This window comes from Jiangella alba (genome assembly GCF_900106035.1).
GTDB lineage: Bacteria > Actinomycetota > Actinomycetes > Jiangellales > Jiangellaceae > Jiangella > Jiangella alba.
Genome location: NZ_FNUC01000004.1, coordinates 1,532,722 through 1,558,195, shown reverse-complemented (window position 1 = coordinate 1,558,195; position 25,474 = coordinate 1,532,722). Strand labels below are relative to the sequence as shown.

Here is a 25,474-nt window from a genome sequence, read left to right as displayed (position 1 = left end):
GTTCGCATCATCCTCACACGATGCCAAGACCTCCGACAGTCTGCATCTTCTTGACAAATGTATTTGTCGGTGACAGCATGGTCGGCATGCAGGACGTGACGGTGATCGAAGACCCCGCAGCGGCCGAGGCGTCGCTGGACCCCATGCGCACCCGGCTGCTGGCCGAGCTCGCCGAGCCGCTGTCGGCCACCATGCTGGCCGGGCGCGTCGGGCTGGCCCGGCAGAAGGTGAACTACCACCTGCGCACGCTCGAACGGCACGGGCTGGTCGAGCTGGTCGAGGAGCGCCGGAAGGGCAACGTCACCGAGCGGGTGCTCCAGGCGACGGCGGCGTCGTACGTCATCTCGCCGACGGCGCTCGCGGCGGTGCAGCCCGACCCGTCCCGCTCCCCCGACAAGCTGTCCGCGCGCTGGCTGCTGGCGCTCGCGTCGAAACTGGTCCGCGACGTCGGGCTGCTGCTCACGGCGTCGACGAAGGCGCGCAAGCGGGTGGCCACGTTCGCCATCGACGGCGAGGTGCGCTTCGCCTCGGCCGCCGACCGCGCCGCGTTCGCCGAAGAGCTGGGCGGCGCCGTCAGCGCGCTGGTCGCCAAGTATCACGACGACTCCGCCGACGGCGGGCGTACGCACCGCGTCGTCGTCGCCGTCCACCCGAGCGTCGACACCCCGAAGGAGTCCTGATCATGGGTCACCGGTTCGAGTCCGCCCACCAGGCCGACCTCGACGCCACGCCCGAGCAGGTGTGGGACGCCATCGCCACCGGTCCCGGCATCGACTCGTGGTTCATGGGCAAGGCCGACGTCGAGCCCGGCCCCGACGGCAGCGTCCGCATCGACTTCGGCGGCTACGCGCCGTCGTACGACGTCACCGCGTGGAAGCCCGGCGAGCGGCTGGCCTACGGCGAGACCCCCGAGCCCGACGGCCGGTTCGTCGCCTACGAGTTCCTGCTCGAGGGCCGCGACCACGGCAGCACCACGCTGCGGGTGGTGGCCAGCGGATTCCTGCCGGGCGACGACTGGGCCGACGAGTTCGAGGCGATGTCGCGCGGCCACGAGATGTTCTTCCAGACGCTGTTCGAGTACCTCGCCCACTTCGCCGGCCGCACCGCCACGCCCGTCACGGCGTTCGGCCCGCCCGTCGCCGACTGGGACGTCGCCTGGGCCAGGCTGCACGACGAGCTCGGCCTCACCGCCCCCGTCCGGGCCGGCGACACCGTCAGGCTGCCGGACGAGGACGGCGTCGTGTACTACGTCAACGCCGACACCCTCGGCGTCCGCACCGGCGACGCGCTGCTCCGCTTCATCAAGGGGTTCCGCGGCCCGATGATCGCCTCCCACCACGTCTTCGCCGACGACGCGCACCGTCACACCGACGCCGCCTGGCAGTCCTGGCTGACCCGCGTCTTCGGCTGATCCCACCCGACAAGGAGAGCCCGCCCATGTCCACCGTCACCTCGGCCGACGGCACCGTCATCGCGTACACCAAGGCCGGCTCCGGCCCGCCGCTGATCCTCGTCGACGGCGCCCTGTGCTACCGCGACTTCGGCCCCATGTCCGGCCTCGCCGACGGCCTGGCCTCGACGTTCACCGTCTACACCTACGACCGGCGCGGCCGGGGCGAGAGCGGCGACACCGCGCCGTACGCCGTCGAACGCGAGACCGAGGACCTCGAGGCGCTGATCGCCGCGGCCGGCGGCGACGTGTTCGTGTACGGCGTCTCGTCCGGCGCGGCGCTCACCCTCGAGACGGCGAAGCGGCCCGGCTCCGGCATCGCGAAGCTGGCGCTGTACGAGCTGCCCGCCATCACCGACGACACCGCGAAGCCGTGGCCGCCCGACCTCCTGGCCCGCACCGACGCGCTGGTCGCGGCCGGCCGCCGCGGCGACGTCGTCAAGCTGTTCATGAAGACCGTCGGCGTGCCGGCCGCGGGCATCGCGGTCATGCGGCTCACTCCGGTGTGGAAGAAGCTCAAGGCCGTGGCGCACACCATCCCGAACGACTTCCGCGTGCTCGGCGACACCGGCTACGGCAAGCCGTTCCCCGCCGACCGGTGGTCCGCGGTCACCCAGCCGGCGCTCGTCATGGACGGCGGCAAGAGCCCCGAGTACATGCGGGGCAGCCAGCGGCGGCTGGCCGAGGTGCTGCCGAACGCGCGGCACCGGACCCTGCCCGGCCAGACGCACATGGTCAAGGCGGCCGTGCACGCTCCGGTGCTGGTGGAGTACTTCAGCTCCTGACGACCTCCGCCGTCCGCTCCCCCTGAGCCGGAGCCGCCGTCGTCCGCCGTCCGGGCACCAGCAGCCCCACGGCGGCGCCGGCCAGGGCCAGCAGGAACGCGCCGGTCATTGCGGCCGCGAACCCGTCGGCGAACTCCTCCGGCGACTCGTAGCCACCCCGGGCGGCGAAGACGGCCACCAGCACCGCGATGCCGAACACGCCACCCAGCTGGCGCAGCATCGTGTTCGCGCCGGCGGCCTTGCCGATCAGCTGCTCGGGGACGGACCCGACGGCGGAGTTCTGCGTCGCCGGCATCGCCATCGCGATGCCGATGCCGGCGATCACCAGCGGCGGGACCATCGCGGCGTAGGCCAGCCCGGGCGACGCGATCAGCGCCAGCCAGCCGAACCCGGCCGCCTGCAGCACCAGCCCGCCGGCCAGGAACGGCCGCTCGCCGAACCGGTCGACCAGCGCGCCCGCGATCGGCGCCACCACCATGAGACACCCCGTCCACGGCACCAGCCGCAGCCCTGCCTGCAGCGGCGAGTGCCCCTGCGCGACCTGCAGGAACTGAGCGATCAGGAACAGCGTCCCGAACAGCGACGCGATCAGCAGGAACCCGGCCGCGTTGCCGGCCGAGAACGACCGCGACCGGAACAGGCTCATCGGCAGCATCGCGTGCGCCGCCCGCCGCTCCCACCCGACGAACGCCACCAGCAGCACCGCGCCGAGCGCCAGTGTCGTCACGACCTCCGCGCTGGCCCAGCCGGCGCCGTTGCCACGGACCAGCCCCCACACCAGCCCGAGCGCCGCGCCCGTGGCCAGCACCAGCCCGGTCAGGTCGAGCGACGTGCGGGCGCCGCGGCTCTCGTCGATCCGGGTCAGCGCGAACGGCAGCACCAGCAGCCCGAGCGGCACGTTCAGCCAGAAGATCCACTCCCAGGACAGCCCCTCGGTGATCGCGCCACCCAGCAGCGGGCCGCCGACCACCGACAGCCCGGTCACCCCCATGAAGATGCCCAGCGCCCGGCCGCGGCGCTCGGCCGGGAAGGCGGCACTGAGCAGCGCGAGCGACAACGGCATCAGCAGGGCGGCGCCGGCGCCCTGGGCGATGCGGGCCGCGATGAGCCAGCCGACGCCCGGCGCCAGCGCGCAGGCCGTCGACGACGCGGTGAACGCCACCAGGCCGACGGCGAACATGCGGCGCCGTCCGTAGCGGTCGCCGAGCGCCGACCCGGTCAGCAGCAGCACCGCCAGGCTGACGTTGTAGGCGTTGACGGTCCATTCCAGTTCTTCCAGCGTGGCGCCGAGTTCGTCCCTGATGGTGCTCAGGGCCACGGTCACGATCAACGTGTCCAGGGCCACCATCAGCGAGGCGACCGAGGTGAGGGCCAGCACCCAGGCCCGGTGCGAGCGAGAGCTCATCACGACTCCTTTCGTCACCAGGGGCAGATCCGCGCACCGTCCGGAACTCGCCGCGATGACTTCTCGCCGCGGCACGGATCTGTACTGGAGAGAGGGCACTCCAAGGAGGAGGATCCATGACCGTGACGTCCGAGGCGCGGGCCGACGAGTTCGCCCGGCAGGCCGACCCGTACCGCCGGGAACTGCTGGCGCACTGCTACCGCATGCTCGGCTCACTGCACGACGCCGAGGACACCGTCCAGGAGACCTACCTGCGGGCATGGCGCGGCTACGACGGGTTCGAGGGCCGGTCGTCGCTGCGGACCTGGCTCTACACCATCGCGACCCGGGCCTGCCTGCGCGCACTGGAGACCCGCGGCCGCCGCGCGTTGCCGTCGGGACTGGCCGGCCCCAGCGGCGACCCGGACGCCCCGCTGGCGCCGCCGCTCACCGACGTGCCGTGGCTCGAGCCGTTCCCGGACACCCTCGCCGACCCGCTGGCCGGCGATCCCGCCGCGATCGCCGTCGGCCGCGAGAGCACCCGGCTGGCGCTGGTCGCGGCGCTGCAGTACCTGCCGGCGCGGCAGCGTGCGGTGCTGATCCTGCGCGACGTGCTGCGCTGGCGGGCCGCCGAGGTGGCGCGGCTGCTGGACACCACGACGACGGCGGTCAACAGCGCGCTGCGGCGGGCCCGGGCGCAACTGGCCGAGCTGAGCATCGACGGCGTCGGGCCGGAGCCGTCCGACGCGCGGCAGCGCGACCTGCTCGACCGGTACCTGGTCGCGTTCGAGCGTGCCGACATCGACGGGCTGGTCCGGCTGCTGGCGCACGACGCGGTGCTGGAGATGCCGCCGCACGCCACCTGGTTCCGCGGGGCCGACGCGATCGGCCGGTTCCTGGCGCCGCGGCTGCACGCACCCGGCGGCATGCTGACGCTGCCGACCCGGGCCAACGGGCAACCGGCGCACGCGATGTACAAGCCCGGCCCCGACGGCGGGTACCGGGCGCACGGGCTGGTGGTGCTGACGGTGGCCGGTGAGCGGATCGACCGGCTGACGGTGTTCCTGGACCCCGAGGTGGTCAGGGCGTTCGGTCTGCCCGCCGTCCGAGCTGGCGGCGCCACCAGGTGAGCCAGGTGTAGGGGCTGAGCGGGTTGCCGCGGTTGCGGCGGATCTCCTCGGCGGCGGCCCGCTCCTCGGCCGCCACCCGCGCGGCCTCGGCGGCGCGCTCAGCTCGCACCTGCTGCTCGGCGGCCATGCGCTGGGCCCGCGCGGCGCGCCACTCGGCCACGACGGTGTCGGGGTCGGCCAGCGCGACCGGGATGTTCGGGCCCGACGGCGCCCGCAGCCACTGCTTGACGCGCTCGTTGAGGTCGTGGACGACGTCGCGGACGGCCTGCTCGGACCGGACGTCGCGGAGCGTCTCGGGCAGCTTCTCCAGCTCTTTGCGCAGCAGCAGCGGCGTCGGCAGCAGGACGTCGGTGGACTCGCCCTCGCGGGCCAGCTTCTCGCGGATCCAGCTGTACTCGTCGCCCGGACGAGAGGGCGGCAGCGGTTTGCCGGAGAGCGGGAGGTCGTCGAACTCGCCGCGCTCCTGCGCCTCGCGGACCTGCTTGTCGATCCACGATTCGAAACCCATGCCGGGCGGTTTGCGTTCCGCCATGACCCTATTGTCGCAGGAGCGGCTTCTCGAACCAGTGGTGGGCGTACGGCTCGGCGTTGAACGCGGGCACCTCGGCGTACCCGGCGGACCGGTAGAGCGCGATGGCCTCCGTCAGCGCCGCGTTGGTCTCCAGCCGCACGGCGGGCGCGCCAGCCTCGGCGGCGTGCCGCTCCAGCTCGGCCAGCAGCCGGCGGCCCAGACCGAGCCCGCGGGCGGACGCGTCGACCCACATGCGCTTCAGGTGCGCGGGCCCGGCGCCGTGGAACAACAGCACGCCGCACCCCACCGGCGTCGTGTGCAGCATGGCGACCAGGAGCAGCCCGGCCGGCGGGCGCAGGTCGGCGGCATCGGCGCGGATACCGCGGTCGAGGGAGAACCCGCCGTCGAACCGGACGTCCAGCTCGGCCGCGTAGGCGCGCAGGCAGTGCTGGGCGACCGGGTCGTCCGGGTCGGTCACCGCGAACCGCACGGTGGCCGCCGTCAGCAGCCGCTCCACGTCGGCCATCGCCGCGACCAGCCGGTCGCGCTGCCGCCCGTCGAGCGCGTCGAGCAACTGCGTGGCGAGGTCGTCGCTACGCTCGTCCAGCAGCCGCTTCTCGGCCCGGCCCGCCGGCGTGAGCCGGGCCAGCGTCACCCGCCGATCCTCCGCGCCGCGCTCCGTCGTCACCAGACCGGCCGCCTCCAGCGAGCGCAGCAGCCGGCTGACGTAGCCGGAGTCGAGATCGAGCGCCGCGCGCAGCGACCGCACGTCGCGCCCGTCGCCGATCTCCCACAACAGCCGCGACTCACCCAGCGGCCGGTCGCGGGCCAGGAAGTGGTCGTTCAGCGCGCCGACCTGCTGCGTGACCACCCGGTTGAACCGCCGCACCTGCGCGACCATGGTCTCGTCCATTCTCTGACTCTAGTCAGAGAATCTTCGTGGGCATAGAGTCCCGCCATGGCCGAACTCGATCTGGACGGACGGCGGGCGCTGGTCACCGGTGGCGGCAGCGGCATCGGCGCGGCGGTGGCCCGGCGGCTGGGCGCGGCCGGCGCCCACGTCATCGTCGCCGACATCGACGGCGAGCGCGCGGCGTCCGTGGCCGGTGAGTGCGGCGGCGAGCCGTGGCAGGTCGACCTCGCCGACACCGCCACCCTCGCGACCACCCGGCTGGACGTCGACGTCCTCGTCAACAACGCCGGCATCCAGCACGTCGCCCGGCTGGAGGAGTTCCCGCCGGATCGGTTCGCGTTCATGCTGCGGCTCATGCTCGAGGCGCCGTTCCTGCTCATCCGGGCCGCGCTGCCGGGCATGTACGCGCGCGGCTGGGGCCGCGTCGTCAACGTGTCCAGCGCGCACGGCCTGCGCGCCAGCGCGTTCAAGTCGGCCTACGTCACCGCGAAGCACGGCCTCGAAGGGCTGTCCAAGGTGACGGCGCTCGAGGGCGCCGCGCACGGCGTCACCTCCAACTGCGTCAACCCCGGCTACGTCCGCACGCCGCTGGTCGAGGCGCAGATCGCCGACCAGGCCCGGGTGCACGGCCTGCCCGAGGACCGCGTCGTCAGCGAGATCCTGCTGGCCAACGAGGCGATCAAGCGCCTCATCGAGCCCGGCGAGGTCGCCGAGGCCGTCGCCTACCTCGCCAGTCCGGCGGCCCAGTCGATCACCGGCACCGACCTCGTCCTCGACGGCGGCTGGTCGGCCCGCTGACGCTGCGGGGACAGGGCCGCGTGGAACGCGCCGCCCTGGTTCTGATCGAGGTCGAGCGGCAGCGCGAGGCGGCCGATCAGCTCGCTCTCCAGCAGCCAAGGCGACGCCGTCGGCAGCCAGCAGACGCGGGCATGCCGCGCCATCCACTCCGAGAGCACCCACTCACCGTCGCTGAACGTCAGGCGGCCGGTGCGGCCGACCCGCCGCAGCCGGAGGCCGATCGTCTCGGCCAAGAGCGAGCCGAGGGTGAGCCGGAACGTCGAGCCGGAGGCGTTGCCGCGAAAGTGCGTCCTGAGGCGTGCGCGCAACGTCCCTCTGCTCCCCGGACGGCTCGGCGACACGCCCGCGTAGAGCAACAGCTCGGATCCGAGGACATGACAGCCGTTCGCCGGAACGCCGGGCGGCACCGTCGAAGTACCAGGCGTAGACGCCCGGCACCCGTGGCGCCGGCGAAGGCCGTGCGAGCACGTCGTCGCGCGAGTACAACCGCTCCGGCGCCAGCAGCGGCCAGAGGTCGGCCGGGACCGAGGCCCATGAGAACAGGTCCTAGACCGACGTGCCGACGGCGTAGGCGATCAGCCGGACCGCCTGGGGTTCGAACAGGACGGTGTAGTGATTGACGCCGCCGGCGGGGATGACGCGGACGGTCGGGGGCAGGCCGGCCGCCGCGATGCGGTCAGCGTCGAGCAGGCCCTGCGGCTCGTCCATCAGCCCCCGCGCGGCGTACAGCAGCGTCGCCGGGACGGTGCCGTCGCGCAGCGACCGCAGGACGAGCGGGTCGGCCAGCACGTCGGCGCCGTCGGCCCGCACCGCGTCGAGCACGCAGGACGAGCGGCGGTCGCCACCGGCGCCCACGAGGTCGTGCCGCAGGTACGCCGTCAGCAGGTCGCCGTACGACGCGGCCAGGGCCGGGCCGACGGCCGGATGCTCGCGCCAGAAGTCCAGGTACGCGTCGTCGTCGGGGAAGCTCATCGTGAGCCGCCGCATCGCCGGGCCGATCACCTGCTCCAGAGCGGCATCGATGTCGCCGTCGGGCGCCGGGAACCCGACCCCGCCGTCGATCAGGACCAGCGACGACACCCGCGACGGGTACAGGTAGGCCGTCAGCGCCGCCACGTAGGCGCCCATCGAGTGACCCAGCAGCACGGCCGACTCGACCCGCGCGGCGTCGAGCACGGCGACGACGTCAGCGGCGTGCGCGGCCAGCCCCCACGGCCCGCGCACCGACCGGCTGTCGGCGCGGCCGCGCAGGTCGGGCGCGAGCAGCCGGACCTCGCCGTTCAGTGCCTGCGCGACGGCGCCGAAGGCGAGCGCGTTGGCGGTGATGCCGTGCAACGCCATGACGACGGGAGCGCCGGCCGCACCGCGCCCCAGCTCGTGGACCGCGAGCGTCCCCCCGTCGACCGCGACCCCCAGCGTCATGGCCCGTCCAACCCGCTGACCAGAGCCGCGACGAAGTCGTCCGGTTTCTCGACGTGCGGGCTGTGCGCGGTGCCGTCGAGGACGGTCTCGGTGCTGACGCCGCCGGACGCGCGGTAGGCGTCGAGGACGGCGCGGGTCTGCGCGACCATCGGCTGCGGCGGCGCGACGTCGTCGCCCGGCCAGCCCGGCACCGCGCCGATGGCGCCGAGGTACGCGAGGTCGAACAGCGAGGTGTCGGAGACGATGACGTCGTCGGAGCCGCGGATCCAGCGGATCGGCGGCTTCGGGTCGATCGCGTCGAGCCCGTCCAGCCGCAGGTGCGTCGGCGCCATGGTGTTGAGCACGCCGCGGGTGCCCGGCCCGACCCCCGGCCAGACGTCGGTGGCGACGGCGTCGCCGGGATAGTGGTCGTCGCCGACGGCCGTCGTCAGCATCGACTCGACGTAGGCGTCGGCGTGCTCGGGCACGAACGGCGGCTTCACGTACGACGACAGCATGACCTGCCGGGGCGACAGCGCGCCGTCGTCGCCGCGGTCGCCGTCGCGCAGCCGGGCCACGAACTCAGGGTTGGCGGCGCCGCCGCCGGAGCCCGCCGCCGACGGGTCGGCCAGCGCGCCGTCTGCACCGCGGGTGCCGCCGAAGCCGTACGGCGACACCGGGTTCACCAGCGTGACCGAGCGGTACCGCGCCGGCGCGTCGAGCAGCAGCTGCAGCACGACGGCGCCGCCCATGCTCCAGCCGACCAGGTGCACGCCGTCGAGCCCGAGCAGGTCGAGCAACCCGGCGACGTCGTCGGCGTAGTCGCGCACGCCGCGGGTCGCGTCGACCGGCAGGGTCTCGGTGCCGCCGAAGCCGCGCAGGTCGGCCGCGATCGGGCGGAACCGGTTCGGCAGCCGGAGCATCGCCGGCTGCCAGAACACGCTGGACGACACGTTGCCGTGGACGAACACGACCGGTTCACCGGTGTCGCGGCCGGCCACCGTGAGTGTGTTGACGGCGAGCCGCGGCGTCGGGTGGCGGATCTCCGTCACGCCCGGCATGAGCATCGATGTCATGGCCCCCTCCTCAGAGGATGATGCCCTACCCGGGGCCGGAACGCGCGGGGGCCGTTACTCGGTGGGAAAGCGCAACCCGATCTGCCGGCGGATCTCGTCCAGCGTCGCCATGATCGCCACCGTCTCGTCCAGCGGCATGACGTCGCTCTCCGTCGCCCCGTCGCGCAGCAGCCGGCCGACCTCGACGGCCTGGTGACGCAGGCCGCCGCCCGTCGCGGGCTCGAACCGCTCCGGCTCCGCGCCCGGGCGCAGCAGCGAGAACGACGTCGGCGCGTACCAGACGTCGTCGATCTCGATGCGCGCCTCGGTGCCGGTGATGACGGCGCGGTTGGCCGTCCGCGCCCGCAGCGTGGTCGTGACGACGGCGTGGGCGCCGCTCGCGTACGTGAACACGGCCGACGTCTGCGCGTCGACGCCGCGGGCCGACAGCGTGCCCGCCGCGCTGACGCCGTCGGGGCGGCCGAGGACGTACGACGCGAGCGACACCGGGTAGATGCCGAGATCGAGCAGGGCGCCGCCTGCGAGGTCGGCCCGCTGCAGGCGGTGACCTGGGTCGGCCGGGATGGCCTGCCCGTGGTCGGCGACGACCGTCGTGATCTCACCGAGCGCGCCGGCCCGCAGCAGTTCGTCGATGCGGCGGAAGTGCGGCAGGAACCGCGTCCACATCGCCTCCATCAGGAACAGCCCGCGCTCGCGCGCCAGCTCGACGAGGTCGCGGGCCTCGGCGGCGTTGACGGTGAACGGCTTCTCGCACAGCACCGGCTTGCCGGCCTCGAGCGCGAGCCGGACGTTCGCCGCGTGCGCCGTCTGCGGGGTCGCGACATACACGACGTCGACGTCGGGGTCGTCGACCAGCTTCTCGTACGAGCCGTACGACCGCGCGACGTCGAGCCGGCCGGCGAAGTCGCTCGCGCTCTCGTCGCTGCGCGACCCGACCGCCACCACCTCGGCGTCGTCGACCACCTGGAGGTCGCGGGCGAACGCGGCCGCGATGCCGCCGGTGCCGATGATGCCCCAGCGGGTGCGCGTCATGCTTCTCCCCTACCGATAGCCCGTGACGTCGGCGGGCTTGCCGGCGTCCTGCACCTCCACCAGGTACCGCCAGGCGTCGGGGCGGCTGCCGTCGAGGTCAGAGAAACCATAGACCTGGGCCAGCTGGCCGCTGGACAGCGACTGCCCGTTCCACCGCGCGACCTCCGGGTCGGCGGCCAGCGCCGCGACCGCCCGCCCGACGTAGCGCGGCGTCTCGGAGATCGCGAAGTGCGGCTCCGCCTCCAACGCGTCGCGCCAGGTGTCCTCCGTCACGCCGAAGTGGCTCAGCATGAGCTCCGAGCGCAGCCAGCCCGGCGTCAGCGCCACCGCCGTCGCCTGATGCGGCGCGAGCTCCTTCGCCTGCCCGAACGCCATGCGCAGCACCGACGACTTCGCGAGATCGTAGAAGAACGACACCCGGTAGTTCGCCGCGTTGTAGTCGGCCGTCCCGTCCGTCATCTCGACCACCAGCCCGCCCTTCGTGCGGATCAGCAGCGGCAGCGCGAAGTGGCTGGTGATGATGTGGGTGTCGATGGCGAGCCGGAGGATCTTCAGGCCTTTCTCCAGCGAGTGCTCCCACAGTGGCTCGTCCCAGGAGAACAACAGCTCGCCGCCCCAGATGTCGTTGACCAGCACGTCCAGCCGCCCCTGCTCCGCGTCGATGCGGCCGACCAGCGCCTCGACCTGCTCCGGCACCAGGTGGTCGACCTGCACCGGGATGCCGGTGCCGCCGGCCGCCGTGACCAACTCGGCGGTCTCCTCGATGGTCTCGGGCAGGTTCTGCTCGGACCGCTGTGCCCGGGTCGTCCGCGCCGTGCAGTACACCGTCGCCCCGGCCGCCCCCAGCTCGACGGCGATCCCCCGCCCCGCGCCGCGCGACGCCCCGGCGACGAGCGCGACCTTGCCTTGCAGCGTTGTCTCCATGAGGCGATGGTGCGCGGTGGTCACTGACACGGCCTGTCAAGGATTCGGGTGTGGTCTCCGGTTCGACTGCGGGCCTGGGACGTGAGGGCAGGCCAGGACTTGGTGCCCCGGAAACCGGCTGGCGCCCCGGAAACCGGCGCTCGCGCCCCGGAAACGGGGCCTATCCGCCGGTCGCCGGCGCGTGCGCCGATTTCCCGGGCGTCAACGAACGATCGGTGGGCCCGCCAGCGTGCACACGGGAGATCGCGAGGCACCCGAGCGTCCCGGCACCGTGACGACGACGCGGCCACCGCGCCGACCCACGCCCGGCCAGCGTGCCCATCGGCACGCTCAGCGACGCCCACATCGTCACGTCCGACGGCGGCTAGACATCGGGCACGACGGACCCGGCTCCGGGCCCTGTGGATCCGGCGTCACCTTCGGCCAGCCGCCGGAGCGCGTCGAGGCGGTGGTCCCAGGCGGTGGCGGTGGCCTCGATCCAGCGCGCGGTGTCGGCGAGCCGCTCCGGTCGGACGCCGTAGCGGACCTCGCGGCCGGCCCGATGCTTCTGGACCAGGTCACCCCGCTCGAGGACGGCGAGGTGTTTGAGCACGCCGGGGCGGCTGATCGGCAACTGGCGGGCCAGCGCGGACGCACTGTGCTCGTGGTCGGCGAGGAGCGCGAGGAGGCGCCAGCGCATGGGATCGGCCAGCGCCGCGAACACCGCGACGGGCGGATCCTCGCCAGTGGGCAGGGCGGCACCATGCACCCGGCCGACGGCAAGCGGCTCACCGGCCGTCGCCCAGCGGTCCGGCCCCAGGCCGCCGCGACCGCCGCCAGCGGCGCCGCCTCGCGCCGGGCCAGCGTCCGCCGCGCCGCCCTCCACTGCGCCGCCTCGCGCTGGGCCAGCGTCCGCCGCGCCGCCCTCCACTGCGCCGCCTCCCGCTGGGCCACCGTCAGCCGCACCACCGCCAACCGCACCACCGTAGGCCGCACCACCGTAGGCCGCGCCACCGCCCGCCGCGCCACCGCCCGCCGCGTCACCGTAGGCCGCACCGCTGCCGACCGCGCCACCGTCGGGCGCACCGCCGCGCGCCGCACCATCGAGCGGCAACGGCCGCGGCGCCGCAGGCCGCGAACGTCCGGCCGGCGAGCGGCCAGTGGCGTCCACGGGGCCCGCTGGGCCGGGCGTCACACCTCCTGCTTCCGGGCGAGGTCGGACAGCGTCTCCAACCCGCCGCCCCAGCCGTTCTCCGTCGCCACGATGTGGGAGTCTCGCTCGTCATCGGTGAGGGTGAGGTCGCCGAACCCGCTCTCGGTGACCCGCACCGTCGTGCCGCCTTCGGCCGTCGCCCAGAGCTCGACGGCGACGTGCGTCTGACGGCCCGGCACCGGCGCCGCGTCGGGCGCGGTGGCGTACCAGTACGTCAGGCGGTACGGCGGCTCGACCTTCTCGATGATGCCGCGATACGTGCCGTGCTCGTTCCAGTGGTGGACGATGGCGCCGCCCGGCCGCAGGTCGATGGTCGCGCCGTCGAACGCCCACCAGACCCGCACGTGCTCCGGACGGGTGACGAGCTCCCAGACCCGTTCCACCGGCGCCGCGATGTCCACTTCGCGAATGACCTCGCCTGACACGGCCTCACCTCCCGAGCATCCAACCACCTGTCACCACATGGTGACACATGGACGAGGCGCATCGCAACCAAACGGTTACAGGACGTCCTCGGGCAGCTGGAAGCGGTATCCCAGCCCCGGCTCGGTGATGAAGTAGCGCGGCGTCGACGGCTCGGGCTCCAGCCGCTGCCGGATCTGCGTCATGAACACCCGCAGGTAGTTCGTCTCGGTGCCGTAAGCCGGACCCCAGACCTCCCGCAGCAGCTGCTCGTACGTCACCAGCCGCCCGCTGTGCCGCACCAGCACCTCGACGATGTGCCACTGCCGCGGCGTCAGCCGGACGGCGGCGCCGTCGCGGACGACCCGCTTCGCGGCGAAGTCGATGACGAAGTCGGGCGTCGAGACCACCGCGTCGCCGTCGGGCAGGACGGCGCGCCGGGTGGCGGCGCGCAGGCGGGCGAACAGCTCGTCCATGCCGAACGGCTTGGTGACGTAGTCGTCGGCGCCGAGGTCGAGCGCCTCGACCTTGGCCGCCTCGGTCCCCCGTCCGGACAGCACGACGATGGGCACCGACGACCAGCCGCGGATGCCGCGCACGACGTCGAGGCCGTCCATGCTGGGCAGCCCGAGGTCGAGGATGACGGCGTCGGGGTGGTGCCGGGCGGCCAGTTGCAGGGCCTGCTCGCCGGTGCCGGCGAGATCGGCGGTGTAGCCCCGGGCCTTGAGGTTGAGGGCGAGGGTCTTGCGGATGCCGGCGTCGTCATCGACGACGAGCACCCGGCCGGCCGACTCCATGCAGCCGATCGTAGCCGCAGGCACACTGGAGGTATGGGACGCGGTCAGCTGCGGATCTACCTGGGCGCCGCACCCGGCGTGGGCAAGACGTACGCCATGCTCGAGGAGGCGCACCGGCGGCTGGCCCGCGGCACCGACGTCGTCGTGGGGGTGGTCGAGGCACACGGCCGGGCCCGGACGGCGGACCTGCTGGCCGGTCTTGACGAGCTCCCGCGGCGCACGGTGACCTACCGTGGCGCCGAGTTCCAGGAGATGGACCTCGACGCCGTGCTGCGACGCCGGCCGGAGGTCGCCCTCGTCGACGAGCTCGCGCACAGCAACGTGCCCGGGTCCCGGCACGCGAAGCGCTGGCAGGACATCGAGGAGCTGCTCGACGCCGGCATCACGGTGCTGTCGACGGTGAACATCCAGCACCTCGAGTCGTTGAACGACGTCGTCGAGCGCATCACCGGGGTGCCACAGCGCGAGACCGTCCCGGACGAGGTGGTGCGCCGGGCCGACCAGGTCGAGCTGGTCGACATGACGCCGGAGGCGCTGCGCCGCCGGATGGTGCACGGCAACGTGTACGCGCGGGAGAAGGTCGACGCGGCGCTGGGCAACTACTTCCGGGTCGGCAACCTGACGGCGCTGCGCGAGCTCGCGCTGCTCTGGCTGGCCGACAAGGTCGACGACCAGCTGGACCGCTACCGCGCCGACCACCACATCGACGACACGTGGGAGGCGCGCGAACGCGTCGTCGTCGCACTGACCGGCGGGGCGGAGGGTGAGACGCTGATCCGCCGGGCCGCCCGCATCGCCGCGCGCGGCAGGGGCGCGGACCTCATGGCCGTGCACGTCATGCCGAGTGACGGGCTGGTCGGCGCCGACCCGACGCTGCTGGCCCGGCAGCGGCTGCTGGTCGAGTCGCTCGGCGGCACCTACCACCAGGTGCTCGGCGAGGACATCCCGGCGGCGCTGATCGAGTTCGCGCGCGGCGTCAACGCCACCCAACTGGTGCTGGGCGCGAGCCGCCGCGGCCGGCTGGCGCAGCTGTTCTCCCGCGGCGTCGCGCTCACGACGATGTCGCGGGCCGGTTCGATGGACGTCCACCTCGTCCCGCACCAGCAGGCCGGCCGCGGCCGGACCGCCGCGCTCGGCAGCCCGCTGTCGCGGCGCCGGCGAATCGCCGGGTTCGTGCTGGCGCTGGTGGGGGTGCCGCTGATCGTTCTCGGGGTGCGTCTGCCCGAGAACGACGTGTCGCTGGCGACGGGCGAGCTGTTACTGCTGGCGATGGTCATCGCGGCCGCGCTGGCCGGCGGCATGTGGCCGGCGCTGCTGGCGGCCGTGGGCGGATTCCTGCTGCTGAACTGGTTCTTCACCGAGCCGATCCACTCGTTCGACGTCAACCGGCCCGAGAACATCATCGCGCTGGCGGTGTTCCTGCTGGTCGCGGCGTCGGTGAGCATCGTCGTCGACACCGCGGCCCGGCGCACCCGCGAGGCGGCCCGGGCCAGTGCCGACGCGCAGAACCTGGCGACCGTCGCGAGCAGCATGGTCGGCAACCCGCGGCCGCTGATCGGGCTGCTGGAGCGGCTGCTGGAGACGTACGGGCTGACGTCGGTGACGCTGCTGGAGCGCTCCGCCGGCGCGACGCGGCTGCCGGGCACGCAGGAGAACCCGTCCGCCTGGTCGGTGGTCGCGTGCGTCGGCGAGCGGCCGTCGCTGACCCCGGCCGAGGCCGACGTCGAGGTGCCGATCGACGACGCGCTCGCGCTGGCGCTGCGCGGCCCCGCGCTGCCGGCCGAGGATCGTCGCGTGATCGAGGCGTTCGCCGCCCAGGCCGTGCTGGCGCTCCGGCAGGAACGCCTGGCCCGCGAGGCGGCGTCGGCCGGCTCCATCGCCGAGGCCGATCGCATGCGCACGGCGCTGCTGGCGACCGTCGGTCACGACCTGCGCACCCCGCTCGCCGCCGCCAAGGCCGCCGTCACCAGCCTGCGCAGCGACGAGGTCCGGTTCGACGCCGACGACGAGGCCGAACTGCTGGCGACGGCGGACGAGTCGCTGGACCGGCTGACCGAGCTGATCACCAACCTGCTCGACCTCAGCCGCCTGCAGGCCGGCGTGCTCGGCGTGACGTTGCGCCCGACGGAGGCGGCCGGCAGCATCGCCCGTGCCCTCACCGAGCTGGGCGAACCGGGCCGCCGGGTGAGCGTCGACCTCCCCGCCGACCTTCCGCGCCTCGATGCCGACCCAGCGCTGCTGGAACGGGTGCTGGTGAACGTCGTCGGCAACGCGCTGCGGTTCAGCCCGCCGGACCGCCCTCCGACCATCACCGCGCGCGAGGACGACACCGTCGTCGAACTGCGGATCGTCGACCACGGCCCGGGCATCCCCGAGGACCAGCGCGACCGCGTGTTCGTCCCGTTCCAGCGGCTCGGCGACAGCGGCGCCGGCGTCGGGCTCGGACTGGCGCTCTCGCGCGGCCTCACCGAGGCGATGGGCGGCACCCTGATCCCGAGACCACCCCCGACGGCGGCCTCACCATGCTGCTGGCCATCCCGGCCGAGGACGAGGATCCGCGTCGGGGCTAGGCCGGCCGCGTGTGGTCGATCTCCGCGCGGTCGAGCACGTCGGTGAGGTCCAGGTCGAGGCCACGGGCGTAGCGGATCAGCTCGATCACGTCGATGCGCCGGTCGCCCGACTCGAACAGCGACACCTTCCGCTGGGTGAGCCCGATGCGCTCACCGAGCTGGGTCTGGGTGAGGTTGCGCTCGACCCGAAGCTGCTTCAGCGTGGCATAGAGCCGCTGGTACTCGGGAGCCCGGCTGTCCACCACCCGCACATCCGACCGCTTGGGGATCATCCAGCCAAAGTTTGCCTGCACGCGCGCGGTTGGCGTGGATTGCCGGACTCGTCAGCGCCCGCGCACGCCGTCGAGGTGATCGAGCAGCGCCGCGGTTCGCTCAGCCAGCCGACCGGCCCGGTCCGGGTCGAGCGTCGGCAGGGTGAGGGGCAGATGCCGGTCGCGATCGACGGCGGTCAGCGGCGCCGGCGGCGGCGCGTCGATGAACCTGTCGATCGGCGCCACCGCGGCCTCGACCGGCCGGGCGAACAGCCGGGCCGCCACCCGGATCGCGGTGCGGGTGGGCCGCGGCAGCGTGGAGAGGTCGCCGCTGCGGGTGAAGCCCGGGTGGTAGAGGACGTACGGCACGCGGCCACCGTGCTGGGCGGCGTAGCCGACGCCGAGCAGGTCGTTGGCGCGACCGGCTTGCAGCTGCGCGGCCACCGCACGGTAGCGCCGGGTCAGCTGCAGGTCGTCCCAGTGGATCGCGCCCTTGCGGGTGCCGACTCCGGCGACGTTGACGACGACGGGGGACGTGCTCTGCTCCAGCGCCGGGGTGAGCCCGTGACTGAGCAGGTACCGGCTCAGGTAGTAGAGGGCGAAGGTGCTCTCGAATCCCTCCGCGGTCTCGACCCGTCCCGGCCGCACCCGGTTCGCGCACAGCACCAGGGCGTCGACGACGTCGGTGGACGCCTCGATCGCGCGGATGACGGACCGGGTGCCCGCGACGGTGGTGAGGTCGGCGCGGACGAACTCGGCCCGCCCGCGGACGGCGGCGTCGGCGACCAGCCGGGCGCCCTTCTCCGCGTTGCTGCCGACGGCGATCACGTGGTCGCCCTTGGCCAGCCGGCGCAGGGCGAGCGCCCGGCCCATGCCGTCGGTGCCGCCGCTGATCACGATGGTGCGCGAATCCATGAACGCTCCGTGGGTGGTATCAAACAGTAAGTACGAGCATCATCGGTAACCACAGCCGCTCACGGAAGAAGGCACTTCGATGTCCGATACGCACACCGGTGTGCCCTCGGTGGTCGCAGCACCGCTGCCCACCCCGGTGCCGGCGGACGAGCACGAGCAGTGCCCCGTCACCGACGTGCTCCGCCGCATCGGCGACAAGTGGACCGTGCTGGTGGTCGTCCTGCTCGGCCGCCGCCCCTACCGGTTCAACGAGTTGCACCGCGGCATCCAGGGCATCAGCCAGCGCATGCTGACCCGGACCCTGCGCGCTCTGGAGGACGACGGCCTGGTGCGCCGGGAGGTGTTCCCGACCGTGCCGCCGGGGGTGGAGTACAGCCTCACCCCGCTGGGCGAGTCGCTGCTCGTTCCGCTCTCCGCTGTCGCCGACTGGGCCGTGGGGCACCGCGACGAGATCGCGCGCGCCCGACTGGCCGCGGGCGCGGGGCCTGACCGGCCGGAATGAGGTGGTGGAGCCGCCTGTCGGAATCGAACCGACGACCTATTCATTACGAGTGAATCGCTCTACCGACTGAGCTAAGGCGGCGCGTGCCCGGCGAACCGGGCACGGTGCACGAGTATAGGGCGTCGACCGCTCTGGAACCCAATCGGGCTCAGAGCGCGTCGGTGGTGATGGGCGCGCCGAGGGCGGAGTCGGCCACGAGCTGGTCCCAGCCGAGGTTCCAGTCGGCCATGCCGGGGTCGCCGCGCTCGAGGAGGTCTTCCGGGCCACGGGTGGAGTTGGCGACGGTGACGATGTCGCCGTACTGCGCGAGCTGGAAGAACGTGGCGCCGTTGGCCTGGCTGAGGTTGATGCAGCCGTGCGACACGTTGGCCGAGCCCTGTGACCCCTCGGACCACGACGCCGAGTGGACGAACGTGCCGCTCCAGGTGAGGCGGACGGAGTTGGGCACCTCGAGGTCGTAGTAGTTGGGATCGCCGGGATCGCAGGTGATGTTCGCGTTGCACGACGTCATCTGCCGCGTCTCGAACTTCTCCAGCACGATGTAGGTGCCGTTGCGGGTGGCGAACTCGGGCGCGCCGAGGCTGGTGTCCCAGGTGGCGACGGCGGCGCCGTCGACGCTGTAGGTGACGGAGTGGGTGGCGGCGTCGACGGCGGCGACCTGGGACTTGCCGACGGTGAAGTCGAGGTCGTAGGCGCGCCCGCCCCAGAGGTCGTCGCCGGCCTGGACACCGTTGAGGTCGAGGTCGACCCGCACCTGGGTGCCGGACGGCCAGTACTCCTTGGGCCGGAAGTGCACCTCCTGCGAGCTCACCCAGTGCCACGACCCCTCGACCTGCGGGTTCGACGCGATGTGCAGGGCCTGCTCGACGTTCTCGCGCTCGGTGACCTCCTGGTCGAACCGGACGGTGACCGGCGCGCCCACGCCGACGACGGAGCCGTCGGCGGGCTGCATGCTCAGCGTGAGGCGGTCGCCGTCGGGCACGGCGCCGACGGCGAACGCGTCGGTGAGCGTGTGCTCCATGCCGAGGCGGTCGGACGCGACCACCGTGACGGCGTACGAGGCGCCGGGCTCGAGCGGCGCCGCGCTGGCCCAGCTGCTGCCGTCGTCGCCGACCTGGCCGTCGACCGGTTCACCGCCCTCGGGTGCGACCTCGACGGAGTCTATGTGGCCGTTGGGGACGGTGAACTGCAGCGGCGTGCCGAACGCCACCTCGTCGGTGATGCCGTCGAGCTGCAGCGGGATCCGCTGTGCCTTGGGACCCTCGGCCTGGGCGGTGGCGCCGCCGGACCCGGAGTCGTCGGAGCCGCTGCACGCGGTCAGCAGCACCGCCGCGCTCAGGACGAGCGCGACCCGGTGGAGCGTCGGACGCAGGCGCATCGTTCCATTATCCGCATACTCCACCCCGATTCACGAAGCGCAGCTGGTGCCGTCGTCGGGCACCGTGCCGTCCAGCAGGTAGGTGTCGACCGCGGCGTCGATGCAGTCGCTGCCGGCGAGGTAGGCGGTGTGCACGGTGGAGTCGTAGGTGAGCAGCGTGCCGGACGACAGCTGCTCAGCCAGCGCCTCGGCCCACTCGTACGGCGTGGCGGGGTCGCCGGTGGTGCCGATGACGAGGATCGGGTCGGCGCCCGGCGCGGTGACCGGCGGGTGCGGCGCCGGCTCGGCCGTGGGCGAGGCGGTGGGGTCGGCGCCGGCGTCGTCGAGGCCGTCGGCGAGCGCGGCGCAGCCCAGCCCGCCCCAGGCGAGGAACGGGCCGAACACCTCGGACGCCGCCGTGAACTCGGCCAGCCCCGCCTTCGCTTCGTCGGCGGTGGCCGACTCGGGGTGGTCCATGCAGTTCACCAGGCTGATGACCTCGTTGGCGTTGCCGTTGTACGTGCCGTCGCTGTTGCGCTCGAGGTAGAGGTCGGCGAACGTCATGAGCAGCGTGCCGTCGTCCTCGGTCAGCGCGAGGTCGAGCGCCTCGTTCAGCGGCTCGTAGCCTTCGTCGGCGGTGAGGTACAGCGGCAGGATGATCCCGTAGAACGCCAGCGACTCGGTCAGCGGCCGGTTGTCGTCGTCGGTGGCCAGCGGCTCTTCGTCGGCCTGGCGCAGCAGCCCCGCCAGCGTGGCGCGGGCTTCGTCCTCGGACGAGCCGACCGCGCAGTCGTCCCGGGCGAAGCACCAGGTGAGGAACGCCGACAGCGCCCGCTCGAAGCCGCGCGCCTGGCCGAGGCCGAGGTCGTCGCCGGTCAGCGTGGGGTCGATGGCGCCGTCGAGCACCAGCCGGCCGACGCGGTCGGGGAACTGGTCGGCGTAGAGGGCGCCGATGAACGTCCCGTACGACTTGCCCAGGTAGTTCAGCTTCTCGTCGCCCAGCGCCGCGCGCAGGACGTCGAGGTCGCGGGCGACGTCGGCGGTGCCGATGTGCGGGACCAGCTCGCCGGAGCGGGCCTGGCAGCCCGCGGCGAGGTCGCGGATCGACTCTTCCATGTCGGCGATCTCGGCGTCGTCGTCAGGGGTCGGGTCGGCGGCGAGGTAGTCGTCGAGCTCGGCGTCGTCGATGCAGTCGACGGGGCTGGAGCCGGCCACGCCGCGCGGGTCGAAGCCGACGATGTCGTAGCGCTCGCGCACCTGCTCGGTGACGACGGACCCGGCCAGCTGCGCGTACTCGACCCCGGACGCGCCCGGTCCACCCGGGTTGACCAGCAGCGAGCCGAGGCGGTCGTCGCCCGTGGCCGGCGCCCGCAGCAGCGCCAGCTCGATGGTGTCGCCACCGGGGTCGGCGTAGTCGATGGGGACGGTCGCGGTGGAGCACTGGTGGCCCTCGCCGCAGTCGCGCCACTCGAGCTCCTGCGTGTAGAACGGCGCCAGCGCGGGGTCGATGCCCGCGGTGGCGTCGGCCGCCGGCGTCGACCGGTCCGGCACGTCCGCCGGCCGGCCGTCACGCTCCTCCGGTTCGGCCGAGCAGCCCGCGACGGCCACGACGGCGGCGAACGCCAGTGTGGCCAGGGCACGCAGTGTCACAGGTTCTCTCCGTCGTCCTCGTACGCGTCGTCCTCGATGTCGGGGGTGCGCCGGGCGCCCTGCGCGACCGCGCCCTCGTAGGCCTGCCGCGACCCGCACACGCTGGCCTTCGGGCAGGCGACCCGCCGGCCGGTCTCGCGGTCGCGGACGTACACCGTCTCGGACGGCACGTTGTACGCGACGACGGTGCCCTCGACGCCGTCGTCGGTGGTGACGTCGCAGCCGACGGTCGGCACGCTGCGCTTGAAGTCCTGGTAGAGCGGGTGCTCGTACTTCAGGCAGCACATCAGCCGGCCGCACGCGCCGGAGATCTTCAACGGGTTCAGCGGGAGGTCCTGGTCCTTGGCCATGCGCACGCTGACCGGCTCGAAGTCGGTGAGGAACGTCGAGCAGCAGGTGTCGCGGCCGCACGGCCCGATGCCGCCCTGCACGCGGGCTTCGTCGCGGGCGCCGAGCTGACGGAGGTCGATGCGGGCCCGCAGGGTGCGGGCGAGGTCGCGGACCAGCTCGCGGAAGTCGACCCGGTGCGGCGCGCTGAAGTAGATGGTGACGAGCTGGTCGACGTCGGGACGGGTGTCGACGTAGTCGACGCCGACGATCTTCATCGGCAGCTCGTGGTGCTTGATCAGCCGGCGCGCGGCGACGCGGATCTCGGCCCGGCGGCGCCGGTTGCGCTCTTCGCGCTGCAGGTGCTTCTCAGTGGCCGGGCCCTCGCACACGGGCAGGCCACCGATGTCGTCGCTGACCCACTGCGGCGCCCACACGCACTCGGCGACCTCGGGTCCGTCGTCGGTGGGGACGAGGACCTTGTCGCCGACGCGCGGGGTGTGCTCACCCGGATCGAGGTAGTAGAGCCTCCCGTACCGGGTGAAGGCCACTGCCATCACCATGCCCACGCGTCCACCCTACGGTGTCGCGGGCCCGAGCCGGCGCAGCGCCTCGGCCCGCACACCGTCGACGGCGTGTGGCGCGGCCAGCGGCTCGAGCACGTGGCCCAGGGCGCGGGCCGCCGCGAGGACGGCGGCGGGTTCGGCGGCGGACGGCAGCGTGGCGGCCAACCCGGCCGGTTCGGGGAGGTCGGCGTTCTGGACGCTCACCGCGCCGAACCCGGGGTAGTCGACGCCCAGCTCGGCGCCGTGCAGCTGCCAGACGTACGTGCGCACCTCGTGCAGCGACTCGATGGCCCGCCAGACCCGGCCGCGGCCGGCGTGCTTGGCGACGTCGGCCAGCCCCCACCAGCCGAGGAAGGCCCACTCGCGGCGCTGCTCGTGGCCGGCGTTCAGAGCGGGCGGGGCGAACGGCGCGGCCAGCCGGCCGGACCGGTCGAACACCGCCTGCGACCCCGCCGCCAGCCCGGGCCGGCTGTCGGCGGCCATGACGACGAGGCTGAGCTGCCGGCCGTCGGCGTACTGGAGGACGAGGTGGTCGGCCGGCCGCTCGGGGCTGCCGAGGTGCTGGATGAGCTCGCCCGCGACGACGGCGTACCCGCGGGCCGCGGCCAGCGCGGCGTCGCGCCGGTCGTCGTACGTGGCGCCGTCGAGCAGCACGCCGAGCCCGGCGTCGACGTCGGACAACTCGTCGCCGGCGCCGCGGCCGAGCGACCCGGCCAGCTCGACCCAGTCGCACCACGGCGTGCGCCGCGCCCACGACGTGAGCGCGTCGACGATCTCCCAGGGGCCGGCGGTGTCAGTCGTCACCGGACGACCCTAACCGTGTCGTGCCAGCTTCGGCTGCGCAGCCACCCTTGAGTCGGAGCGGCTCATCGACTCCACCCGGTGGCCCGACGCCGCCCACCTGGAGCCCGGCCCTCCTCGCGAGGACCCGCGCCTTGTCGTTCAGCCCTCTCGCAGGGCCAGCGCCATGGCCTCGAGCTGCAGCAACGGCAGCGCGTTGGCCTGCAGCGCCTCGCGGGCCGCGACCACCGCCTCCATGCGGCGCAGCGTGGCCGACGGGCCGCCGGAGCGGGCCAGGCGGTCGATGGACGGGCGCATCTCTTCGTTGACCAGCTCGGTGCGCACACCCAGCTGCAGCATCATGACGTCGCGGTAGAGCGCGAGGACGTCGACCAGGGCGCGGTCGATGGAGTCGCGCTGGACGCGAGTGCGACGCAGCTTCTGCTCGCGCTCGAGGTCTTTCACCGCGGCCTCGATGTTGCGCGGCTTGCGGCCGGTGGTGCCGGCGCCGAGCGCCTTGCGCAGCTCGTCGACCTCGCGTTCGTCGAGGGCGTCGCAGTGCTTCTCGGCGTCGGCCTTCGCGGCCGCGACGAGGTTGGCGGCGGCGTCGAGGCACTGCCGGATGTCGGCGAGGTCGAACGGCAGCCGCAGCACCTCGGCGCGGCGGGCGCGGACCTCGGCGTCGGTGGCCAGCGCGCGGGCCCGGCCGACGTGGCCCTGCGAGGCGCGGGCGGCGAACTCGGCCAGCTCCTGCTCGACGCCCGCGCTGGCGACGAGGTGCTGGGCGACGTCGGCGTACGGCGGGGTGCGCAGCAGCACGACCCGGCAGCGCGACCGGATGGTCGGCACGATGTCTTCGGCCGTGGGCGCGCACAGCATCCACACGGTGCGCTCGGGCGGCTCCTCGACCGACAGCAGCAGCGCGTCGGCGGCGTCCTCGCCGAGGCGGTCGGCGTCTTCGACGACGACGACCTGCCAGCGGCCGCGGGCCGGGCGCAGCGCCGCGCGCGGCACGAGGTCGCGGACCTGGGCGATGCGGATGTTCAGGCCCTGGGTGACCAGCGACGCGACGTCGGGATGGGTGCCGGCACGCACGTCGGCGCACTCGGAGCACTGGCCGCAGCCGCCGTTGGGGCACTGCAACGCTGCCGCGAACGCCCGCGCGACGACCGAGCGGCCGGACCCGGGCGGGCCGGTGAACAGCCAGGCGTGCGTCATGGCGCCGCGCCGCCCGCCCTCGAGGTAGCCGGCGGCGTCGGCGACGGTGCGTTGCAGGGAGGGCACCACGGTCTGCCCGACGACAGCGTCCCAGACGGTCATGCGCGCATCACCTTCTCGACCGCGACGGCGACATCCGCGGCCACCTCCTCTGGCGCCCGGCCGGCGTCGACGACGACGTAGCGGTGCGGCTCGGCGGCGGCCAGCTCGAGGAACGCCCGGCGGACCCGCTCGTGCACGTGGTCGGGCTCGCGCTCGATGCGGTCGACGTAGCCCTGCCGGCGCACTCGCTCGGCCCGCGCGGCTTCGTCGAGGTCGAGGACGACGGTGAGGTGGGGCAGCAGGCCGCGGGTGGCGAACCGGGAGATGGCGGCGATCTGCTCGCGGCCCAGCCCGCGGCCCTCGCCCTGGTACGTGATGGAGGAGTCGACGTAGCGGTCGACCAGCACGACGGCGCCGCGCTCGAGCGCCGGCCGGACGACGTGCGCGACGTGGTCGGCGCGGTCGGCGGCGAACAGCAGCGCCTCGGCCCGTGGGTCGAGCTCGCCGCCGTCGAGCACGATGGCCCGCACCTGCGGCCCGATGCGGGAGTCGCCGGGCTCGCGGGTGACGACGACGTCGCGTCCCTGCGCGCGCAACTGGTCGGCCAGCAGCGCCTGCTGGGTGGTCTTGCCGACGCCGTCGCCGCCCTCGAAGGCGACGAACAGCCCTCGCGGTCCGGTCACGCCGTCAGCCTAGTGAATGGCACCGACAACGCGGGTGCGCGCCCCGAGACTGGGGATACCCCCACCACCGTCCCTGACCCGGACCCTGAGAGATCCCTGAGTTCGGTTCTCAACCGTTGCCCCGGCACCGGTAGGAACCCAGTGTGGAGTCCATGGACCTGCTGTCGTTCGTGGCCGTACCCGCGCTCGCCTACCTCGTCATGGCGGCGCTCGTGGCCGTCGACGCGGTCGTGCCCGCCGTGCCGGGAGAGGTCGCGGTCATCTCCGCCGGCGCGCTCGCCGCGGCCGGCCACCTGAACGTCGGCTGGGCCATCGCCGCCGCCACCCTCGGCGCGCTGACGGGCGACCTCGCGGTGCACGGCATGAGCCGGCGCGCGCTGCCCGGTGTGCTGGAACGGTTCCGCGCCGGCCGGCGGCTCAAGGCGAAGATCGAGCAGGCCCACGAGCGCATGGGCTCGACCAGCGCGGCGGCCATCATCGCGGCCCGGTTCATCCCGCTCGGCCGCACCACCATGTCGGCAGCGGCGGGCGTGGCGGGCATGGGGCCGCGGCGCTTCGGCGTCATCGCGTTCGCCGCGGGGCTGCTGTGGTCCAGCTGGGCGGTCGGGCTCGGCTACGTCACCGGCTCTGTCACCGACGCGCCGCTGTGGCTGCAGGTGGCCATCGGCGCGGCGGTCGGTGTGCTGGTGGGCGTGTGGGCCGGCGCCGCGCACACCATCGTCCGCACCCGCCGCCGCATGAGCGAACGGGCCCGTGCCGCCGAGGCCACCGAATGCGAGGAGCCGTCGCCGTCACGGACCCCCGAGCTGGTGGCGTGA

Annotated in this window: 26 protein-coding genes, 1 tRNA gene and 1 pseudogene; 8 read left to right on the top strand and 20 right to left on the bottom strand. The window is 73.6% G+C overall.

The window, feature by feature from the left end; all coding sequences use genetic code 11:
• Positions 1–86: 86 nt before the first annotated feature.
• The 3 genes from BLV02_RS25030 to BLV02_RS25020 are packed head-to-tail and all read left to right on the top strand — an operon-like array spanning position 87 to position 2,235.
• Positions 87–680, top strand: a complete 594-nt coding sequence (locus tag BLV02_RS25030; protein WP_171906624.1) for an ArsR/SmtB family transcription factor — start codon at positions 87–89, stop codon at positions 678–680.
• A gap of 2 nt (positions 681–682) precedes the next feature.
• Positions 683–1,411, top strand: coding sequence for an SRPBCC family protein (locus BLV02_RS25025; RefSeq protein WP_069109108.1), 729 nt, complete (start codon positions 683–685; stop codon positions 1,409–1,411).
• Between the two features lie 26 nt (positions 1,412–1,437).
• Positions 1,438–2,235 (top strand): alpha/beta fold hydrolase, encoded by a 798-nt coding sequence (locus BLV02_RS25020; protein WP_069109109.1) that lies wholly within the window; start codon positions 1,438–1,440, stop codon positions 2,233–2,235.
• Here BLV02_RS25020 and BLV02_RS25015 read toward each other — a convergent pair.
• Complete coding sequence (locus BLV02_RS25015) at positions 2,225–3,640, bottom strand: DHA2 family efflux MFS transporter permease subunit (RefSeq protein ID WP_069109110.1); 1,416 nt, start codon at positions 3,638–3,640, stop codon at positions 2,225–2,227. The two genes, BLV02_RS25020 and BLV02_RS25015, sit on opposite strands and share 11 nt — an antisense overlap.
• A gap of 116 nt (positions 3,641–3,756) precedes the next feature.
• Between BLV02_RS25015 and BLV02_RS25010 the strand changes: the two genes are divergently transcribed.
• Positions 3,757–4,749 carry a sigma-70 family RNA polymerase sigma factor gene (locus tag BLV02_RS25010; protein ID WP_069109111.1) on the top strand — a complete coding sequence of 331 codons (993 nt, stop codon included), beginning with the start codon at positions 3,757–3,759 and terminating at the stop codon, positions 4,747–4,749.
• Here the strand turns inward: BLV02_RS25010 and BLV02_RS25005 are convergent.
• Together BLV02_RS25005 and BLV02_RS25000 are read right to left on the bottom strand one after the other, a co-directional pair.
• On the bottom strand, positions 4,700–5,281 hold the full coding sequence (locus BLV02_RS25005) for a DnaJ family domain-containing protein (protein WP_074946656.1): 582 nt from the start codon (positions 5,279–5,281) through the stop codon (positions 4,700–4,702). The two genes, BLV02_RS25010 and BLV02_RS25005, sit on opposite strands and share 50 nt — an antisense overlap.
• 4 nt (positions 5,282–5,285) lie before the next feature.
• The gene (locus BLV02_RS25000; protein WP_069109113.1) at positions 5,286–6,173 is read right to left on the bottom strand and encodes a MarR family winged helix-turn-helix transcriptional regulator; all 888 of its coding nucleotides are present in this window, start codon (positions 6,171–6,173) and stop codon (positions 5,286–5,288) included.
• Positions 6,174–6,218: 45 nt separating this feature from the next.
• Between BLV02_RS25000 and BLV02_RS24995 the strand changes: the two genes are divergently transcribed.
• The gene (locus BLV02_RS24995) at positions 6,219–6,971 is read left to right on the top strand and encodes a 3-hydroxybutyrate dehydrogenase (protein WP_069109114.1); all 753 of its coding nucleotides are present in this window, start codon (positions 6,219–6,221) and stop codon (positions 6,969–6,971) included.
• Here the strand turns inward: BLV02_RS24995 and BLV02_RS24990 are convergent.
• The 8 genes from BLV02_RS24990 to BLV02_RS24955 all read right to left on the bottom strand — a co-directional run bounded on the left by BLV02_RS24990 (position 6,896) and on the right by BLV02_RS24955 (position 13,795).
• Positions 6,896–7,279 carry a GIY-YIG nuclease family protein gene (locus tag BLV02_RS24990; protein WP_216093956.1) on the bottom strand — a complete coding sequence of 128 codons (384 nt, stop codon included), beginning with the start codon at positions 7,277–7,279 and terminating at the stop codon, positions 6,896–6,898. The two genes, BLV02_RS24995 and BLV02_RS24990, sit on opposite strands and share 76 nt — an antisense overlap.
• 238 nt (positions 7,280–7,517) lie before the next feature.
• Positions 7,518–8,393 (bottom strand): alpha/beta hydrolase, encoded by an 876-nt coding sequence (locus tag BLV02_RS24985; RefSeq protein ID WP_069109115.1) that lies wholly within the window; start codon positions 8,391–8,393, stop codon positions 7,518–7,520.
• The gene (locus BLV02_RS24980; protein ID WP_069109116.1) at positions 8,390–9,448 is read right to left on the bottom strand and encodes an alpha/beta fold hydrolase; all 1,059 of its coding nucleotides are present in this window, start codon (positions 9,446–9,448) and stop codon (positions 8,390–8,392) included. Before BLV02_RS24980 ends, BLV02_RS24985 begins: the two co-directional genes overlap by 4 nt.
• Positions 9,449–9,502: 54 nt before the next feature.
• The gene (locus BLV02_RS24975; RefSeq protein WP_069109117.1) at positions 9,503–10,480 is read right to left on the bottom strand and encodes a Gfo/Idh/MocA family protein; all 978 of its coding nucleotides are present in this window, start codon (positions 10,478–10,480) and stop codon (positions 9,503–9,505) included.
• A 9-nt stretch (positions 10,481–10,489) separates the two neighbouring features.
• Entirely contained in the window at positions 10,490–11,404 is a 915-nt protein-coding gene (locus BLV02_RS24970; RefSeq protein ID WP_069109580.1) for an SDR family oxidoreductase, read from the bottom strand.
• Between the two features lie 364 nt (positions 11,405–11,768).
• Entirely contained in the window at positions 11,769–12,269 is a 501-nt protein-coding gene (locus BLV02_RS37285; protein WP_216093957.1) for an ArsR/SmtB family transcription factor, read from the bottom strand.
• Between the two features lie 305 nt (positions 12,270–12,574).
• Positions 12,575–13,021 carry an SRPBCC domain-containing protein gene (locus BLV02_RS24960; RefSeq protein WP_069109118.1) on the bottom strand — a complete coding sequence of 149 codons (447 nt, stop codon included), beginning with the start codon at positions 13,019–13,021 and terminating at the stop codon, positions 12,575–12,577.
• Between the two features lie 75 nt (positions 13,022–13,096).
• A complete protein-coding gene (locus tag BLV02_RS24955; RefSeq protein WP_069109119.1) occupies positions 13,097–13,795 on the bottom strand; it encodes a response regulator in 699 nt (232 codons plus the stop codon).
• A gap of 33 nt (positions 13,796–13,828) precedes the next feature.
• Between BLV02_RS24955 and BLV02_RS24950 the strand changes: the two are divergent.
• Positions 13,829–16,365 (top strand): annotated as a pseudogene (locus BLV02_RS24950) (sensor histidine kinase).
• On the opposite strand, the gene BLV02_RS24945 reads toward BLV02_RS24950, so the two are convergent.
• Both BLV02_RS24945 and BLV02_RS24940 read right to left on the bottom strand, forming a co-directional pair.
• Complete coding sequence (locus BLV02_RS24945; protein WP_069109121.1) at positions 16,362–16,637, bottom strand: helix-turn-helix transcriptional regulator; 276 nt, start codon at positions 16,635–16,637, stop codon at positions 16,362–16,364. The pseudogene BLV02_RS24950 and the gene BLV02_RS24945 overlap by 4 nt on opposite strands.
• Before the next feature lie 51 nt (positions 16,638–16,688).
• Positions 16,689–17,531 (bottom strand): SDR family NAD(P)-dependent oxidoreductase, encoded by an 843-nt coding sequence (locus tag BLV02_RS24940; protein ID WP_069109122.1) that lies wholly within the window; start codon positions 17,529–17,531, stop codon positions 16,689–16,691.
• A 79-nt stretch (positions 17,532–17,610) separates the two neighbouring features.
• Between BLV02_RS24940 and BLV02_RS24935 the strand changes: the two genes are divergently transcribed.
• On the top strand, positions 17,611–18,033 hold the full coding sequence (locus BLV02_RS24935; protein ID WP_069109123.1) for a winged helix-turn-helix transcriptional regulator: 423 nt from the start codon (positions 17,611–17,613) through the stop codon (positions 18,031–18,033).
• A gap of 5 nt (positions 18,034–18,038) precedes the next feature.
• On the opposite strand, the gene BLV02_RS24930 is transcribed toward BLV02_RS24935, so the two are convergent.
• The 7 genes from BLV02_RS24930 to tmk all read right to left on the bottom strand — a co-directional run bounded on the left by BLV02_RS24930 (position 18,039) and on the right by tmk (position 24,656).
• Positions 18,039–18,114, bottom strand: a tRNA-Thr gene (locus tag BLV02_RS24930).
• A 67-nt stretch (positions 18,115–18,181) separates the two neighbouring features.
• Complete coding sequence (locus tag BLV02_RS24925) at positions 18,182–19,411, bottom strand: L,D-transpeptidase (RefSeq protein WP_069109124.1); 1,230 nt, start codon at positions 19,409–19,411, stop codon at positions 18,182–18,184.
• A 30-nt stretch (positions 19,412–19,441) separates the two neighbouring features.
• Positions 19,442–21,040 (bottom strand): alpha/beta hydrolase, encoded by a 1,599-nt coding sequence (locus tag BLV02_RS24920; RefSeq protein WP_069109125.1) that lies wholly within the window; start codon positions 21,038–21,040, stop codon positions 19,442–19,444.
• Positions 21,037–21,930, bottom strand: coding sequence for a PSP1 domain-containing protein (locus BLV02_RS24915; RefSeq protein WP_083288200.1), 894 nt, complete (start codon positions 21,928–21,930; stop codon positions 21,037–21,039). Before BLV02_RS24915 ends, BLV02_RS24920 begins: the two co-directional genes overlap by 4 nt.
• A gap of 15 nt (positions 21,931–21,945) precedes the next feature.
• Positions 21,946–22,737, bottom strand: coding sequence for a hypothetical protein (locus tag BLV02_RS24910; protein WP_069109126.1), 792 nt, complete (start codon positions 22,735–22,737; stop codon positions 21,946–21,948).
• A gap of 138 nt (positions 22,738–22,875) precedes the next feature.
• Positions 22,876–24,033, bottom strand: a complete 1,158-nt coding sequence (locus BLV02_RS24905) for a DNA polymerase III subunit delta' (RefSeq protein WP_069109127.1) — start codon at positions 24,031–24,033, stop codon at positions 22,876–22,878.
• Positions 24,030–24,656 (bottom strand): dTMP kinase, encoded by a 627-nt coding sequence (gene tmk / locus BLV02_RS24900; protein WP_069109128.1) that lies wholly within the window; start codon positions 24,654–24,656, stop codon positions 24,030–24,032. Before tmk ends, BLV02_RS24905 begins: the two co-directional genes overlap by 4 nt.
• Positions 24,657–24,808: 152 nt before the next feature.
• On the opposite strand from tmk, the gene BLV02_RS24895 reads away from it, so the two are divergent.
• Positions 24,809–25,474, top strand: a complete 666-nt coding sequence (locus BLV02_RS24895) for a DedA family protein (protein ID WP_069109129.1) — start codon at positions 24,809–24,811, stop codon at positions 25,472–25,474.